The sequence below is a fragment of the Ruegeria profundi genome (assembly GCF_049800715.1).
GTDB lineage: Bacteria > Pseudomonadota > Alphaproteobacteria > Rhodobacterales > Rhodobacteraceae > Ruegeria > Ruegeria profundi_A.
Genome location: NZ_JBNAFO010000002.1, coordinates 339538 through 355261, shown reverse-complemented (window position 1 = coordinate 355261; position 15724 = coordinate 339538). Strand labels below are relative to the sequence as shown.

Sequence of the window (15724 nt, the reverse complement as noted above, 5' to 3'; positions counted from 1 at the left end):
AACAGAAATGAAACTTGTTCGTTACGGAGCCGAGGGCTCGGAAAAGCCGGCTCTGGTCGACTCTGAAGGTCAATTGCGGGATCTGTCCGCCCATATCAACGATATCACGGGTGACGTGCTGGATGATGGAACGCTTGATAATTTGCGTTCGTTGGATCCGAACAACCTGCCAATTGTGGAGGGTGATCCTCGTATCGCACCATGTGTCGGTGACATTGGTAAGTTTCTCTGCATCGGTTTGAACTACTCGGACCATGCCGCAGAAACCGGCGCAGATATTCCCGAGCATCCGATACTTTTTTTCAAGGCTAACTCAGCGGTCATTGGGGCGTACGACGATGTTGTCATGCCGCGGGGATCTACGCACACCGACTGGGAATGCGAACTGGGTGTGGTCATCGGTAAGACGGCCAAATACGTATCCAAGGACGAAGCGCTTGAACATGTTGCGGGCTATTGCATCGTAAATGACGTGTCAGAAAGACATTTTCAAACTCAACTGACCGGTCAATGGACCAAAGGCAAGTCTTGCGATACATTCGGCCCTACCGGCCCGTGGCTAGTGACCCGGGATGAGGTGCCCGATCCCCAAAGCCTTGGAATGTCACTGGATGTAAACGGTCAGCGCATGCAAACCGGGAATACTGCTACGATGATCTTTTCCGTTGCCGAGATCATTGAGCACCTAAGCCAACTTTTCACACTGCACCCCGGTGACGTCATTTCAACTGGAACACCGCCCGGTGTCGGAATGGGGATCAAACCAGAGCCAGTTTACCTAAAAGAAGGCGACGTCATGGAGCTTCGCATCGATGGACTTGGTGTTCAGCGGCAAAAGGTCGGCCAAGATGACTGACTTGTTGCAAATCGGAGGGATCACAGAACGGATGCGAGAGCGCCTGTCAGCAGCGTTCGACATTCATCAATTGGACGATTTCAACGCGGAAAGTGTTACGCATATCGTTACGAACGGGCACGATGGTGTTCCTCATGACCTGATGACATCACTCAGTAATCTGAAGATGATCAGTGTCTATGGAGTCGGCTACGACGCCGTCGACGCAAATGCAGCGGCTGAGTGTGGGATTGTTGTGACACACACGCCCAATGTGTTGAACAAAGAAGTCGCGACCACCGCCGTTCTGCTGTTTCTGTCATGTTATCGAGAGCTCATACGTGACGATGACTACGTTCGGTCCGGACGGTGGGCAGTTGAAGGCAATGCCCCTTTGACGCGATCAGCGGACAATCAAAAAATAGGCATTCTTGGTCTTGGTCGCATTGGTCAGGCGATCGTTGATAAGTTGGAGCCGTGGGCCCCCGAAATTTCTTATCACACCCGCAATCAAAAGGATGTCCCATACCGGTATTTCGACAATTTGGTTGAAATGGCAGAACATGTGGACGTCCTCATATGCATCACGCCCGGCGGCCTGTCGACCAATAAGCTGGTCAACGCTGAGGTGCTGCGCGCGTTGGGGGCAGGCGGCACTTTAATAAACGTTAGTCGAGGTTCGGTCGTCGACGAAACTGCCCTCATCAATGCACTGCAAAACGGTGAGCTCGGGTGGGCGGGGCTTGATGTTTTTGAGGACGAACCGCGTGTTCCAAAAGCATTGCGCGATCTGCCCAATGTCACCTTGCTCCCTCACGCTGGTAGCGCGACTATTGAGACGCGTGCAGCAATGGGTGACCTAACTGTCGACAATCTGCTGCAACACCTCAAGGACGGATCGGTGATCACAGCTGTGCCGGAATGCAGAGATCTGTAAAAGGTCAATCTGAAAAGTGCTTGAGTTTGCTGTTGCGGTTTTCTTTCTACTGATTACGCCGGGCCCAGGTGTTCTGACAACTGCGGGCATCGGATCAGCATTTGGTTTTCGAGCTGGACTCGCTTTTGTGGCCGGTTTGATGCTGGGCGGGTTCATCAACATGATGATGGTTGTCTCCGGAGTCGCTGCGGTAGCTTTGGCTATTCCGGTGCTTAGAACTTTCCTGCTATTTGCCTCTGTCGGGTATTTGGGATTTCTCGCCTGGCGTATTGCCAGCGCTGGGTCAAAGGTCGGGTTTTCCCCTGCGGTTTCGCCACTTGGGTTTGCGAACGGGCTGACACTTCAGTTCATTAATCCCAAGGCTTATGTGGTCGGCACAGCATTGTTTTCAGGGTTTGCCTTTTTGCCGGATGCGCCCGTTTGGGAGGTCGTCATAAAAATCATAGTTTTCAATATGATTTGGGTGCCAGTGCACATGATCTGGCTGGGTGCTGGCGCAAAACTGGGCAGCCTTGATTTAAGCGAGAGATCGCATCAAAGGATCAACTTTGCGATGGCGGCTTCGTTGATGGTTGTTGTGGTGATTGCATTGGCGTCGGCGCTTTAAACGACGCGTACGTCAGTCGTACCTAACAGTCGATTGAACGCCACAAATCAAAGTGAAGCCGTTATTCCACCATCGACGTAGAGCGTATGTCCATTGACGAAACTGGAAGCGGGGGAGGCAAGGAATACAGCGGCACCGACAAGTTCTTCTACATTGCCCCAGCGACCGGCTGGGGTACGTTTCTCGAGCCATGCACTAAACTCTGGGTCAGCAACCAATGCGGCGTTCAAAGGTGTATCGAAATATCCAGGCGCAATGGCGTTGCAGTTCAGGCCATACTTGGCCCAATCAGTTGCCATTCCTTTTGTCAGGTTGGTTACAGCACCTTTTGTTGCCGTGTAGGGCGCAATACCTGGTCGTGCCAATGCGGATTGAACCGACGCAATGTTGATGATCTTACCTGACTTTCTTTCAATCATGTGCCGTGCCACAGCCTGACCGACGTGAAAGACGGACGCGATATTTGTCTGCAATAGGCGCTCGAACGCGTCAGCGGGGAAATCCTGTAGCTCCGTCCTATGTTGCATTCCGGCGTTGTTTATCAGGATGTCTATGGGGCCGACGTTCTCTTCAAAGTTGTCCACGGCTGATCGGACACCTTCGTGATCGGTTGCATCGAACGAAAGTTCACGTACTGAGGCGCCTGTTTCACTCAACTCGGATGCGGCTGCCGCTAGTTTCGCGGTATCGCGCCCGTTCAAAACGACCTGCGCGCCGGCGGCAGCCAAGCCACGAGCCAACGCAAATCCAATGCCTTGGCTAGAGCCTGTTACGAGTGCGCGTGTTCCCTCTAAGTTGAACATTTCAAGCGTCATGCAAAAATCCCTTGGTTGTCAGCACCGACTATCCGTATCTTTTGGCAATCTGTATAGGGAGTCCGTGCAATGTCTTCGGCCAGTGTTGCTGTTGTTATCCATGCCGCAAAAGATCTGAGGTTGGAAAACCGGGACGTTCACGACGTGGGGCCGGACGAAGTCTTGATTGCCATGCGCGCGGGTGGGATTTGCGGCTCTGACCTGCATTATTATAACCACGGTGGTTTCGGTGCGATCAAGTTGCGTCAACCTATGGTGCTAGGACATGAAGTCGCCGGGGAAATCGTGAAAGCTGGGTCAAGCGTGCAGGGGCTACACCTAGGTCAACTGGTTGCAGTTTCTCCATCCCGCCCTTGCCAAGCCTGCACTTATTGTCTGAACGGGCAGCAAAACCACTGTCTTGATATGAAGTTCTACGGCAGCGCGATGCCGTTCCCACATATCCAAGGCGCTTTTCAAAGCAAACTCGTGGCGAAAGCCAGTCAATGCGTTCCGGCAGATGGGTTGAGCCCTGCGCAGGCCGCCATGGCCGAACCTCTGGCGGTCTGTTTGCACGCGATTAAACAAGCCGGGAGCCTCCTAGGTAAAACGGCACTTATCACGGGATGCGGTCCGATCGGCTGCCTCACGATCTTGGCGGCACGTCGTTCTGGGGCGGCCAGAATAGTGGCGACGGATATCTCGGACCAGACCCTCGCTCTGGCGCGTGAATGCGGGGCAGACGATGCAATCAACACCTACGCCGATCCGGAAAAATTGGAGCAGTTTGAAAAGGACAAGGGCCAGGTTGATGTCCAACTGGAGTGTTCCGGGGCTCAATCGGCTCTGGCTTCTGGCGTCGCATGCTTGCGACCAGGTGGAACATTGGTTCAGCTTGGTCTGGGCGGAGATATGACAGTTCCGATGCAGGCGTTGACTGCAAAAGAGATAGTGCTTCGCGGGTCTTTCCGTTTCCATTCCGAGTTCTCAGTCGCGATCGAGATGATGCGAAGCGGACTAATAAATGTCGACCAATTGGTGACGCATTCCTTCGAGGTCGGTGAGGCCGTCACTGCTTTCGAGGTTGCGTCTGATCGAAGCCAATCAATGAAGGTGCAGTTAACCTTTCCGGACAATGACAATGGATAGACGAACGCGTGATATTGCAAAGACTTATGAAAGAGATGGTTTCGTAGCTCCGCTGGATATCCTGACAGCTTCTGAGGTCCAAACGCTGCGCGATGATTTTGAGAAAGCGGAGCGCATTCTCAGAGACGACCCAGAGAAACTCAAGCTTCTATATTCGTATCCGGACAGGCTGATACCATCATTCGATGCACTTCTTCGCCATCCCAAGCTGATTGAGGCTGCTTCAACGGTGTTAGGGCCGGACCTCATGGTTTGGAGCGGTGCACTTTTCGTAAAAGAAGCGCGATCATCGAAAATAGTCTCGTGGCACCAGGACTTGACCTATTGGGGACTGGATGATGCTGAAGAGGTTACCTGTTGGGTTGCGATTTCAGAAGCGTCTGAGCAAAGCGGGTGTATGAAGTTTGTTCCTGGCAGCCACAAAAGCCGTATCGTGCCTCACGTGGACACCTTCAGCGAAAACAACCTGTTGTCACGTGGGCAGGAAATCGCAGTCGACGTGAACGAAAAAGATGCAGTCGCTGCCGAATTGCGTGCTGGGCAGGCGTCCATGCATCACGGGCATCTTTTCCACGCATCAGGGCCCAATAACACAGACGATAGACGCATCGGTGCGGCGTTGCGTTTCATAAAGCCCTCAATGAAACAGCAAAACGGCGTGAAAACTTTGGTTGCGCTAGTTGCAGGGCGAGATGATTTTGGGCATTTCTCAGTTGCGTCCTCCCCTCAGGGCTTTTTGCATGAGGAGGATTTCGTTGTGTGTCAAAGGGATGCAGACCGCAAAAAACAAATACTCTTCGCCGGAGTGAAGTGAATCCCTTCGCAAGCTCAGAACCATTGTTCCATCGGCCCGAAAGCCGACCTAAATCGCGAAAACTAGTGGATATTCAAAAGTTCTCGTCGCAGCTCAGCCATTCTTCCGTTGGGCGAAAAGTTGTAGAGGAAGTCTATTGCAAGCTCGAAATCAAAATTGTCACTGGAAGCTCTTAAAGTATTCTGCTTAATTCTTAATTTGCGCTCGTTGCGCTCAGCGCCTCTTCCTTTGTTTTGACCTTTTCAGTTACTTCGCTCCAATATGAACCACTCTTTTTGTCAATGTGATTTTCCAATACTTTGAAAGCATTTTGGAAATCACCCTGGTTCACTGCCTTGACGAGTTCAATGTGCTGCTTGTGAGATCTCGACATATGCCGAGGGTGGCGGCCGAGCCTGTTGCGCACGGCTGAGACTTTCAAAGCTATTGTCTGATAGGCGTCATTGAGGAACCTATTGTTCGCGCAATCGAAAATACACTGGTGGAAGATAGTGTCCTGACGAAGATATTCCGCATCATTTCCGGAATCTCTTGCCAGATTCATTTCTTGAACTGATTTATCCAGTTCGACATGGAGCCTTTTGCTTTTGGTTTGCATAGCGAATTTTAACGCCGCGGTTTCAAGGCAAACGCGCGCATCGATTAGTTTGTCGAGTTCGTCAGGTTCAAGATCAAATACGAATGATCCACGTTGAGGTTCGACGACCAATAGCCCTTCCATTTCAAGTCTGTTGATCGCTTCACGTACCGGCGTTCGACTAACTTTCAGTTCTTTGGCAATTTTAGCTTCCGAAAGCTGTTCACCTAGATCGAACTCGCCGCTTACAATGCGGTCTTTCAGGTTTTCAGCCACTAACTCGGTTAATGATTTTGGGCGGTTGAATAGAGCCATTTGTTTCCCCTATCAGGACTGTATCAACCGAAACACTGGCATTCAATGTGTTAGGGTCAGTGCCCAATGACTATCGAGCGGTCTTGTCAGATTAACTCTGTCAGATTGGGACAGGGTGGTTGCTGAGCTTTTTCCCTATGACCAGACCCACCTCTTTCAAATATTTCAAAACTAGTCCCCAGTTCATCCACCTAGCTGTTGTGCTGTATATCCGTTTCCCGCTCTCGTTTCAGAATGTCGAAGATCTACTGCAGGAGCGAGGCATTGACATGAGCCGTGAAACTGTCCGCTATTGGTGGAACAAGTTCGGCCCGATGTTTGCTGCTTTGATCAGAAGCAGGCCAGTTTGGCAACTGCGCGCGTTCGCCAAATGGAAGCGGCACATGGGTTAGGTTTTCGTGAAGGTGAATGGCGAGCGACATTGACTTTGGCGGGCCGTTGATCACGAAGGAGAGGTGCTAAAAGCTATTGTCACCAAACGTCGAAAAATACTTCAGAACTGAAATTCCTTAGGAGGTTGATGAAGCGGCACGGTTGCGCCGAAGAAAGAGATCGTCAAAGATCGCTTCGCTTCCTACAAGTCTGCGTTCAGAGAAATGGGTGCAATGGAAAAACAACAGACGGGTAGGTGGCTCAACAACCGTGCTGAGAACTCTCACTTGCCGTTCCGATGAAGAGAACGAGCCATGCAACGTTTCAGGAGTATGCGAAGTCTACAGAAATTCGCCTCCGTCCAATCCTTCGTCTACAACCACTTCAATCAGGGAAGATCGCTCGCCAGCAGAGGTATTTTCAAGCTGACGCGCACCGCCGCTCTAGCCGAGTGACGTGAACTTGGTGTGGCAAAAAAGGCAGCTATACTGGCCTAGCTGAGTCTGCTTCGAGTTTGTTTGATAGCAACTCCCGACACGACCGAGATCAACAGTCTTCTGGTGATGGAGTTTGCGCTGGTCTACGCCAACGATTGGTTCATGTTGCCTCTGACCATGCTTGCGGGATCTGTTGCAAGGTTGCGTGGACTAAACGTAACAAACGACTTTGGCGAACGGCTCTGGATCGAGGCAGCAAGCAAGGGCGATGATCAGGACTGGCAACGCTGGTCCATGTATAACCTCGCCACACACGGGTCCGACGACATTACCGCCGATACCATCCTCCTGTTGATCCCCTCTGCCCCGAAAATCCACGAAGGGCGCCTGCTGGAGGCGGCGGAGCTGATCGGCGACGAGATGACAAACATGGTTTGGGGGATCGAGCCCTGTGTGCCTTTGCCCACAGCGAACGCCGATTTGGCCTTGTGGCGGGCGCGAGACCCGGCGTTACTTTAAACGTCTGTTCGACGAGCGTGTGCCGTTTCCTAAGCCAACCGATCCTTTGGAAAACGACGCCGCTTGGCGCTACCACGTCATGACTCGCGTGCCCGAGAACTGGATCCCGTTTATCCCGGTGCATGTGCCGGGCAGCATCCGCGAAATCCAGCTGCGCCGCGCTGCGATGCCCCGCCTGATCGACGGTGACCCGATCCCGCCGGAGCCCATCAGGTCGCGCAGCGACCTGCTGCGTCACATTCTTGGCAGTGGCGATCCCTACGATATCCACGAAGAGGAAGTCCCGCGCGCTGGGATCGAGGTCAGTCAAAGCTTCCAGCGGACCCGCTTGTATGGTGGTGCGGTTTTCACAAGGTTTGGTGTGCGCAAGCAAAAAGGGCGCGGAGAAAAATCAAGTGGCCTTCGCTTTGATCAACTTCGCCGCAAGCGCCGATCGACCTGACCGCCGCTTGCCCGCTCTTGTCAGCCCTTTGGCTTATCGATCCTTAGGAGCGTTGCTGCTGATCCACTGACCGAACCATCCTCCTGACGCTGGATCATGACAATCTCATATTCGCCAGGCTCTGCTTCTCCGGTCTGAATGCCCCCGATGATCATCGGCACCAGTCGCCCCGGGCCCGCGCAGATCGGTACCCTGATGCGATGCAGCGGCGACAACAGGATGACCTCGCGCCCCTCATGCACACCGCGTCGCCACGGCGGACGCACAGACGGGTGAAAGGCGGTCAAAGTGTCGTTGATCGTTGACGGAAGACGACCGGTGATGCGATCGCGCAGCACTTTGTTTTCAAACAGATCAGACATCCTCAGGAGACGGCCCAGCCGGTCATTTTCGACCCGGAACGGCGTGTCGGGGCTTTGATCCTCGCCCCGCAAAACCTGGCGAGTCAGCGCCGGATCCATCAGATCAAGGAACAGCTGGACCTGTCGGGGCAGACGGCCCCGGTTGATCTCGACATGGACGCACTTGGCCCGGTTCTCGATATTGCCGACAACGGCAATCGCGCGGAAATCAGCGCCCGGCGCGGTATCTGCATCGACGATCGAGATGTTTTTCTGCGCCAGGTTGTTGTCGTCCCAGACGTGATTGCCAGTTGGTGTCGGCCCATCATGGGGCGTAATTTCCGCCAGAAGGCACGGGTGCCAGTTGACATCGCCGCCCGCCGTTGGGACCGTGGCCGGCGGAACAAGCCCAGCGGGCCAGGGCACAACGACGGTTTGGTCCGCCCCGGGGGCGACCCCCGTCACCTTGGCCTCTCCAATGAAATAGGTGCCGGGCACCATGGGCGAGGGCAGGGGATCACCTGGCCCGTTGGTTGGTTGCCAACTGGTCGGATAGGTGAACTCCAACCCCGGGAAATGCGCGATTGAAATGCGGACCCATGCATCAAGCGAGGCTGTGGTGCCATTGTTGGCGACGCGCAGACAGATCCAGTTCTGTTGCCCGCGGATCGGCGCCTGATGCGGCCCGGCGACGGCATAGCTGGCCGGGAAGGCCGCCGGATCAGTGTCTGGGTCAGAGGTCCGGCACCAGATATCAGGACTGTTCCAGAACTGGCCGATCGTTGCGACCGATCCGCTGTCGGACAGGTTGTCGCGGATGACAAGGTCTCGGTTGGCCATGTTGTCGATAGCGCCCTGCACAGCCGCCGCAGCATCAAGCCGTCCATAGCCGTACCAGCCGCTTCTGACCGGCGCCAGACCAGAGGTTACTGACGGGTCGCCATTGATATCAAGCCATTGCCCGGTGGGATCGGTATTTGTGGGATCAAGCTTGATCGCGGTGTCACGCATGATTTCTCGCGCTTCGATATGGGTCAGTCTCGGATCTGCAGACAAAACAAGGGCGCCGATCCCGGCTGCCAGCGGCGTCGCCGAAGAGGTGCCGCCAAAGTTGTTCTTGTGATTGGCCGGGCCAGTCACAACAACGTCACCTGAGGCGTGATCATTCATCAGGCCGCCTCCCCACCCAGAGAAGCCACCGACCCAGCCCTGAATAGTCAGGGTGTTGGTCCCTGCGTTGACCGCCGTGACCTGGGCCGGTTCGCTTCCCACCGCGCCAAACGGTCCAAGATGAATAACCGCATTGACGGCAAAACCTGCGGTACTGGCCACGGTAATTGTCGTGGCGCCAGCACTAGCCGCTGCCGTCAGCGTGGTGGTTGCCGTAATCCGGCTTGGTAGGTTCCCCGCGCCCAGATGCGCCGAGGACCAGGGCATGAACCCGGTATTGGGGTTGTGAATCGTTCCCAACGCATCCTGCGAGGGGGTACAAAAATCAATTGGACCCCAGCCGGAATAGGGCCCCCGGATCTCGGTAGTGCCGTCATCATCCAGCGACGATGCCGCAATCGCGATGCACTTTTCATACGCCCCATAGGGCCGCCAGGTGGTGATGTTCATGTTTTGGTTGCCGGTTGAGAAGAAACAAAGCGTCCCCTTTCCGCCGCGCCCAAAGGTTGTGACAAAATCCAGCGCGGCCTGCGCGGTGCCCGAAAGCACTGACCCGGCCCCTGGTGTTAGGCTGCAGGTGATGACATCCGCGCCCTTCGCCGGAGGTGCGGCCGGAAATCCTGCCAGCGGGCTTTGCGGATCGAAACCGGCCATCCAGATATACTGGTCAGCCACCTCGATATCGACATAAGGCAACCGACCCGCAACCAGCATGGTCTGCACATTCGGAGCTGAACCCACCACGCCCCTGGCCCCGAAGGGGGTCGGATTGTTGGCCATCGCGACCGACACGCCCGCAACACCTGAGCCGTGATCGTCCCAGGGCGCGTCATTGTTGGCCACCATCAATTCAAAATCGAAACTGGTCAGGACTTTGGGTTGGCCGTTCGACAAGGTCCCGTCATAGTCCGAGTTGGTGGGCACTCCACCCGCTGTTTGCGTGCCGGAATCCCACACAGCCAACAGAATATCCGGGTCGCCAAAGGTATCCAGCCCTGCGTCCTGAAGGTTCTGCCATGCGTCCTCCAACCCGATCAGTTGGCGGTCCCAAAGCCCTGGCCAAAGGGTGTCGCCGGGGGTGATCGCATCAAGCTCGGGCGAGACCACGACGCTGGGCTCGGCCCATTCCACATCCTCGCGCGCGGCAAGCTTTTCGATCACATCCAGCAGCTCATCGGGGCTGCCGTCCCACTCAAGTACAAAGGCACCATCGGCATAAACAAGCCCGCGCTGGACGCGAAAGCCAAACTCGCGGGCGATCTTGCGAACCTCTTCGATCCGTGGGCCGGTGAACTTGACCACAGCTTCACGGGTCAGAAAGCTGAACCCGCCTTCCCGGGTTTGCACCACGATACCGACATGCTCGATGGTCTCGGCGCGGGTCAGTTGGGCAAGAGCCTCACCACGGTTTGCTGACCCGACCCGAAACAGCCGCATCCCTGCCCGACGGGCCAGGTCAGGGATCTTCTCGACGGCCATTCCAAGGTCAGCAGCGATATCGTCGACTTCGCCACCCTGATCGCGAAACTTGCGATCAAGTACCACACCGATCAGGTCCGGATCTGAGGTGATCGGCACCCGGACTTTGCCACGAAAATAAGTCCGCGCGCCTTCCTCCCCCAGAATAAAGATCTCGTTGTTTTCGCCGTCGCCCACAAGGGCGTCACGTACCTGTTTTTCCATACCTGATTGCGTAACGGTCAGCGTCACCGGACCCGGTTTCAGCTTTCGGGCGATGTAGTGACCCGTGGGCTTGTCAAAAGGGACACTAACCTCTTCACCATCCTGACCACCGGTTCGCACCACAACCTTGGAATTCGGCTGAACCTCGTCTTTGGCGTTTACAACTAGAATACGCAAATAGGCCGGAACACGCTTGTCTTCTGACATCGGGAAAACTCCTTGCAAGAATTGGCCGTTTTGGCCTTAAATATTTAAAAAATATACATAAAATTATGTTCATTAGACCGACTAAAATACGCCGATCTGTTCCAGTAGCTTATCACAAGTCACGACGATTCTCAATCTTGTCGCCTGCCACCCGTCGCGGTCATGGGCCGGTTCGGCGCCGCTTCAGCGCCCGAGCAAAAAACGCCTTTGTCGCGGGCGCGCGATACAGCGTTTCAGGCACATGCTAATTCTGTGTAAATTCGCCTCCGTCCATTCCTCCGTATACAACCACTTCAACTAGGAAAGAGCGCCGGCCAGCAGAGATACCTTCAATCTAGACACGAACCGCCACTCTCGCCGAGTGGCGTCAGCTTTGTTCCGGTTAGTTTCACGTTTTCTGCGGCAAACTGAAACTAGTTCGAATGCGTCCAAAAGCACTATCCCTATTGTCAGGTCAGGCTTCTTGCAGTGTCGCCTCAGGTAGTTGATGATTCCGTCGCGTTGCCTCGCGAATGAGCTTTACTGATTTAAGTAAAATACGATGCTGATCAGGCGAAAATTGCCGGATCAATCCGATCCACAGGCGTTATGACATCGGCGGGAATGTTCAGGCGTTCGGCCGCCTTTCTCAGGCTTTCTTCATCCGGGGCTTCGTACAAGCAATACGTTTTGCGCTTGTCTGCACTGAGAAACGAAAAAATCCACTCGACGCCGACTTCGTCATTGATTTCTTTGATGTGAATCTTGTCATCGTCTGTGACGTTAAGCTGCTCGGCGAAATTTCTTTCAATTATGTACCTTGGCATAAAGTCCCCCAAACCTGATTAATAACCTTAACTCGCTACTCCTTCGAGCTTTGATCTGAGGGAAACCATACTCAATTTCTGTGAAATTGCCAACGCTTCCCCTTCCAGTTGAAACGCCTGTTCCACATCATTCTGGCGCCCGCGCCGCCTTAATGCAGTTGCATATGCCGCCTTGCTGTGCGCGACCCAAGGTGGGCATTTCATGCGCGTGTCAAGTTCTATGGCCTTCTCGAACATCTTCTCAGCGGCATCCCAGTCCTTCAGAACCGTGCCCAGACAACCGAGGCGTCGCGCGGCCGCGCCAGTGCATACTGTAGTGGCCCCAGCGGTGATCGTCAGGTCTTCATAAGGAGCAAGCATTCCATAGAGTGTCTTGGCGTGTTCCTGATGATCAATGGCGACACATATGTCAGCCAGATAGGACAATGTCGTTGAATACATGGCGTCGGGGGGAAGATCGAAGCCATTGGCAGCCATTTCATTCAGTATTCGTTCGGCAGGTTCCTTGTATCCAAGCTCGGCAGCGATAAGCCCAAAGCCGGGCTTCCACGAAATGTCTTCGGGGCTGTCTGTCATCAGTTTCTTAATCACAGGCGCAACTTCGTGCAGTCGGTTTTGCTCGCGGCGGATCGTGAACATCTGAACTCCAAAGACGCCCTCAACATGTTCGCCATGGGTCTTTCGACCAATTTTCACCGCCTCGGTGGCGTGTTTCTCGGCTTGCTCAAAATCACCGTCCATAATTGCAACCATGGCGCGTGCGTGTTTCTGAACCCAATAGAGCTGCAGATGATTGTCCTTTTCCGAAATCTCTGTCAGCAAACCCAGAGAGTGGTCCATCAATTCACGGTCGGCCATCTCGGCGCCTACAAACAAGCTCAGAGTTCGGTCTCGCCCTTGATCGATACTACCAAGATGCTCTGCCACACCGTGCATAGCCTCCAGATTTTCACGCCAATGGCGGGCTTCTCTTCCCTTCCGCGCAACGAATGGGGCCCCAAAATGCATCATCATTACCGAAAACTGGGATTTATAGTCTCCCAGTTTTGCGGCCAGTTCCATAGACTGCTGGCCAAAACGCGCACCTTCGGAGAACTGACCGACGAACATGTGCGCGCGCGCGAGTTGGCTCATCAGTCTGCACCGACGGACTTCATCGGCATCGGGCAAGTCTTTTAATGCATTGTCGCAGAGATCGATTGCTTCATTGTGCCTTTCGCTAGACATCATGCATGAGTCAGCGAAATGGTTGGCCGCGTCAGCGGCCAATTCCACATCGTGCACCGCCCGGGCCGCGTTGGAGGCGTCTTTCAGAACTGCAATACCTTCAGGCAATTGACCCAGGCTGTCGTGGCTGCGGCCAACAAGAATCTTGCCTTTGATCAATTCTGTTTTGGAGTCTGAGCCAAGTTTTTCAGCAGCTTGCAACGTTTCTCTGGCGTTCGTCATCGCCTCCTGGCTGGCAGATCGCGCCAAAGCCATTTCTGTCGCAATTTGCCATTTTTCGAACGCAGCCCTCCAATCCTCAGCTTCTGAAAGGTGTCGGGCGACCAGTTCGGGACGACGCGCGATCTCGGCGGACCTTGTCTGTATCAACGCACGCGCCACATCCGCGTGTTGTTGTTTCCTAGTTGAGCTTAGCATGGACTGATAGGCGGTATCGCGAATAAGGGCATGACGGAATACGAAATGCCCGCGATTGTGCCCGCTTTCGAAGATTATGCCTGTTCGCGAAAGTTCTTCGAGGCATTTGTCGATATCAGAATCTGCAAGACGCATCGCCGCATTCAATATGCTCGGCTCAAACTCTCTGCCAACAACAGACCCTGTAAGCGCAACCTGTTTTGCCTTAGGCGAAACCGCATCAAGACGCGCCATCAACGCGCCTTTCAAAGACGAGGGTATGTGGATTTGCCCTTGCTCACCAGCCTCCACAATCGTTCGCGTCAATTCCTCCACGAACAAAGGTACACCGTCAGTCTTTTCAATGATTTTAGCAATCAAGGTATCGTCCGGTTTCTTGCCTGTGATGTTTGCCACGAGGTGTGAAACATGCGCAGAATCGAACCGGCGCAGTACTAGTGACTGAACGTGCGTGTCCCCATCCTCGCGGGCCAATTCCCACCCAGGCCTGTGGGTAATCAGGATCATCAGAGGAAGGTCGCTGGAAATCGACTTAAAGCGCTCCAACAAGGCTTGTGTGGAAGGATCGATCCAATGCGCATCTTCGACACACAGAACAACAGGGCACACGTCTGATCGCACCTGCACTGAGTGAATCAAAGTTTGGATTGTGATGTCGCGCTGCTCCTGCGGCGACATCTCGAGCACCTTTTGGGCTAGCGCACTACGAGGTGCAACCAAAGCTGCGAAGACAGGTAGAACTTGTTCCCAGTCCAGTCCCGGCCGTCTTTCCAGCATCTTCCTGGCATGTTCAAGGATCAGATTGTCATCGAAGTCCGGTTCGACACCTGCGTCCTGGGATATCCGTTGGGCAACCGGATGAAAGGGGCTACTGCTGAGATAAGGAGAACAATTCAGCCTTATGATATCAGCCTGGTCATTCGCGGTGATATCTTTAAGGAATTCCTCTGTAAGTCGCGATTTCCCAATCCCGGCTTCACCGGACAGCAGCACAACCTCTCCATGACCATTCTGGGCACGTTGCCATGATTGCAGCAGAATACCCTTTTCGTAGTCCCGGCCGATCATAACACTGTCGACATCATCGCGATGTGCGGCTCGGAACCGGCTTTCCGCACTGCGTTCCGACACCACTTTCAGCAGAGTCCGAGGCTCTGCAAAACCCTTTAGCTCTTTCTTCCCAAGAGATTTGTATTCAAATATCCGATGCAACGCTGTCTCGGTTTCTTCTGCCGACAACACGACCGAGTTTGGTTCCGCAAATTCTTGAATTCGCGCCGCAAGATTGACAACTGGGCCCGTCATGGCCCCTTCTTCATATGTGTTTTCACCGATATTATCGCCGACAACGACATCACCACTCGCAATACCCAGCCTTACTGACAAGCGCTCTCCGTCCGGGGTTTTGAGTTCGCTGACGCGATGAACGGCCTCAAGACCGGCTTTGATCGCCCGAATTGCGTGATCTTCGTAGGCCCTCGGCCAGCCAAAAAACACGAGAAGACCGTCGCCCAAGTATTTTGCAACATAGCCACCATATCGACTTACGGCGCCCGCAACGGCGTCTTGGTAGTTCTGTAGTAAGTCCCGCATATCTTCGGGGTCAAAACGATTGGTGAGTTCCGTCGAGCCGACGAGATCGGCAAACAAAACGGTTACGTGGCGCTTCTCTGCAGTGGCCGTCTCACTAAGCTTACTTTTGAGCAGATCGTCACTTTTTGAATGGTTTGAGATGGGTGCGTTTACGTTTTCCGGGGGGTATTCACGGGATGCTTGTGGCGATGAAGTTGCGCGTTGCTGGCCGCCTAGCTCTTGCACCGCGGCGAGGATGATCTTGCGGTGGCCAAGGCTCACGCCGAGCTCTTTTAAGTCGTCGTCTGACAGAAGTGGCAAAACACGCGCATCAATATCATTTGCCGCAAAAACATCTGCGTACTGACTCAGTTCGAGATCTTTTAACCACTTTCCAATTTCGACCGACATCTTTGGATCATGCTGGGATACGCATCACTAATCAAGAATACGCATTCAAAACGGGATGACCTTTAATGAATAGCCGCAGAATATCTTTGCCA

General features: G+C 54.1%; 12 protein-coding genes and 2 pseudogenes. 9 read left to right on the top strand and 5 right to left on the bottom strand.

Going from position 1 to position 15724, the window contains the following annotated elements; translation table 11 throughout:
- Window positions 1-7 precede the first annotated feature (7 nt).
- The 3 genes from ACP15L_RS05620 to ACP15L_RS05610 are packed head-to-tail and all read left to right on the top strand — an operon-like array spanning window position 8 to window position 2379.
- A complete protein-coding gene (locus ACP15L_RS05620; RefSeq protein WP_425083435.1) occupies window positions 8-856 on the top strand; it encodes a fumarylacetoacetate hydrolase family protein in 849 nt (282 codons plus the stop codon).
- Window positions 849-1772, top strand: coding sequence for a 2-hydroxyacid dehydrogenase (locus tag ACP15L_RS05615; RefSeq protein ID WP_425083434.1), 924 nt, complete (start codon window positions 849-851; stop codon window positions 1770-1772). The genes ACP15L_RS05620 and ACP15L_RS05615 overlap by 8 nt, the downstream gene beginning before the upstream one ends.
- A 16-nt stretch (window positions 1773-1788) precedes the next feature.
- On the top strand, window positions 1789-2379 hold the full coding sequence (locus ACP15L_RS05610) for a LysE family translocator (RefSeq protein WP_425083433.1): 591 nt from the start codon (window positions 1789-1791) through the stop codon (window positions 2377-2379).
- Between the two features lie 47 nt (window positions 2380-2426).
- Here the strand turns inward: ACP15L_RS05610 and ACP15L_RS05605 are convergent, their stop codons facing one another.
- Entirely contained in the window at window positions 2427-3194 is a 768-nt protein-coding gene (locus tag ACP15L_RS05605) for an SDR family oxidoreductase (protein ID WP_425083432.1), read from the bottom strand.
- A gap of 69 nt (window positions 3195-3263) precedes the next feature.
- On the opposite strand from ACP15L_RS05605, the gene ACP15L_RS05600 reads away from it, so the two are divergent.
- Window positions 3264-4322: an L-idonate 5-dehydrogenase gene (locus tag ACP15L_RS05600; protein ID WP_425083431.1), complete on the top strand. Its 1059-nt coding sequence runs from the start codon at window positions 3264-3266 to the stop codon at window positions 4320-4322.
- The gene (locus ACP15L_RS05595) at window positions 4315-5136 is read left to right on the top strand and encodes a phytanoyl-CoA dioxygenase family protein (protein WP_425083430.1); all 822 of its coding nucleotides are present in this window, start codon (window positions 4315-4317) and stop codon (window positions 5134-5136) included. The genes ACP15L_RS05600 and ACP15L_RS05595 overlap by 8 nt, the downstream gene beginning before the upstream one ends.
- Before the next feature lie 193 nt (window positions 5137-5329).
- Here the strand turns inward: ACP15L_RS05595 and ACP15L_RS05590 are convergent, their stop codons facing one another.
- Complete coding sequence (locus ACP15L_RS05590; RefSeq protein WP_425083429.1) at window positions 5330-6028, bottom strand: GntR family transcriptional regulator; 699 nt, start codon at window positions 6026-6028, stop codon at window positions 5330-5332.
- 137 nt (window positions 6029-6165) lie between these two features.
- Here ACP15L_RS05590 and ACP15L_RS05585 point away from each other — a divergent pair.
- The 3 genes and pseudogenes from ACP15L_RS05585 to ACP15L_RS05575 all read left to right on the top strand — a co-directional run bounded on the left by ACP15L_RS05585 (window position 6166) and on the right by ACP15L_RS05575 (window position 7798).
- A pseudogene (locus ACP15L_RS05585) lies at window positions 6166-6855 on the top strand (IS6 family transposase).
- 63 nt (window positions 6856-6918) lie between these two features.
- On the top strand, window positions 6919-7356 hold the full coding sequence (locus ACP15L_RS05580) for a hypothetical protein (RefSeq protein WP_425083516.1): 438 nt from the start codon (window positions 6919-6921) through the stop codon (window positions 7354-7356).
- A gap of 79 nt (window positions 7357-7435) precedes the next feature.
- Window positions 7436-7798: a hypothetical protein gene (locus ACP15L_RS05575; protein ID WP_425083428.1), complete on the top strand. Its 363-nt coding sequence runs from the start codon at window positions 7436-7438 to the stop codon at window positions 7796-7798.
- A 20-nt stretch (window positions 7799-7818) separates the two neighbouring features.
- Here the strand turns inward: ACP15L_RS05575 and ACP15L_RS05570 are convergent, their stop codons facing one another.
- Window positions 7819-11199: a S8 family serine peptidase gene (locus ACP15L_RS05570; RefSeq protein WP_425083427.1), complete on the bottom strand. Its 3381-nt coding sequence runs from the start codon at window positions 11197-11199 to the stop codon at window positions 7819-7821.
- A 211-nt stretch (window positions 11200-11410) separates the two neighbouring features.
- On the opposite strand from ACP15L_RS05570, the pseudogene ACP15L_RS05565 reads away from it, so the two are divergent.
- Window positions 11411-11585 (top strand): annotated as a pseudogene (locus ACP15L_RS05565) (IS6 family transposase); the annotation flags it as partial.
- 162 nt (window positions 11586-11747) lie between these two features.
- Here ACP15L_RS05565 and ACP15L_RS05560 read toward each other — a convergent pair.
- Window positions 11748-12005: a DUF4242 domain-containing protein gene (locus ACP15L_RS05560; RefSeq protein WP_170376838.1), complete on the bottom strand. Its 258-nt coding sequence runs from the start codon at window positions 12003-12005 to the stop codon at window positions 11748-11750.
- A 27-nt stretch (window positions 12006-12032) separates the two neighbouring features.
- Window positions 12033-15632, bottom strand: a complete 3600-nt coding sequence (locus ACP15L_RS05555) for an adenylate/guanylate cyclase domain-containing protein (protein ID WP_425083426.1) — start codon at window positions 15630-15632, stop codon at window positions 12033-12035.
- Window positions 15633-15724: the final 92 nt, after the last annotated feature.

Excerpts from the sequence above, each read along its gene's own strand:
- ACP15L_RS05620 (WP_425083435.1), top strand. The coding sequence starts at position 8 with ATGAAACTTGTTCGTTACGGAGCCGAGGGCTCGGAAAAGCCGGCTCTG.
- ACP15L_RS05615 (WP_425083434.1), top strand. The coding sequence starts at position 849 with ATGACTGACTTGTTGCAAATCGGAGGGATCACAGAACGGATGCGAGAG.
- ACP15L_RS05605 (WP_425083432.1), bottom strand. The coding sequence starts at position 3,194 with ATGACGCTTGAAATGTTCAACTTAGAGGGAACACGCGCACTCGTAACA.
- ACP15L_RS05600 (WP_425083431.1), top strand. The coding sequence starts at position 3,264 with ATGTCTTCGGCCAGTGTTGCTGTTGTTATCCATGCCGCAAAAGATCTG.
- ACP15L_RS05595 (WP_425083430.1), top strand. The coding sequence starts at position 4,315 with ATGGATAGACGAACGCGTGATATTGCAAAGACTTATGAAAGAGATGGT.
- ACP15L_RS05590 (WP_425083429.1), bottom strand. The coding sequence starts at position 6,028 with ATGGCTCTATTCAACCGCCCAAAATCATTAACCGAGTTAGTGGCTGAA.
- ACP15L_RS05575 (WP_425083428.1), top strand. The coding sequence starts at position 7,436 with ATGACTCGCGTGCCCGAGAACTGGATCCCGTTTATCCCGGTGCATGTG.
- ACP15L_RS05570 (WP_425083427.1), bottom strand. The coding sequence starts at position 11,199 with ATGTCAGAAGACAAGCGTGTTCCGGCCTATTTGCGTATTCTAGTTGTA.
- ACP15L_RS05560 (WP_170376838.1), bottom strand. The coding sequence starts at position 12,005 with ATGCCAAGGTACATAATTGAAAGAAATTTCGCCGAGCAGCTTAACGTC.
- ACP15L_RS05555 (WP_425083426.1), bottom strand. The coding sequence starts at position 15,632 with ATGTCGGTCGAAATTGGAAAGTGGTTAAAAGATCTCGAACTGAGTCAG.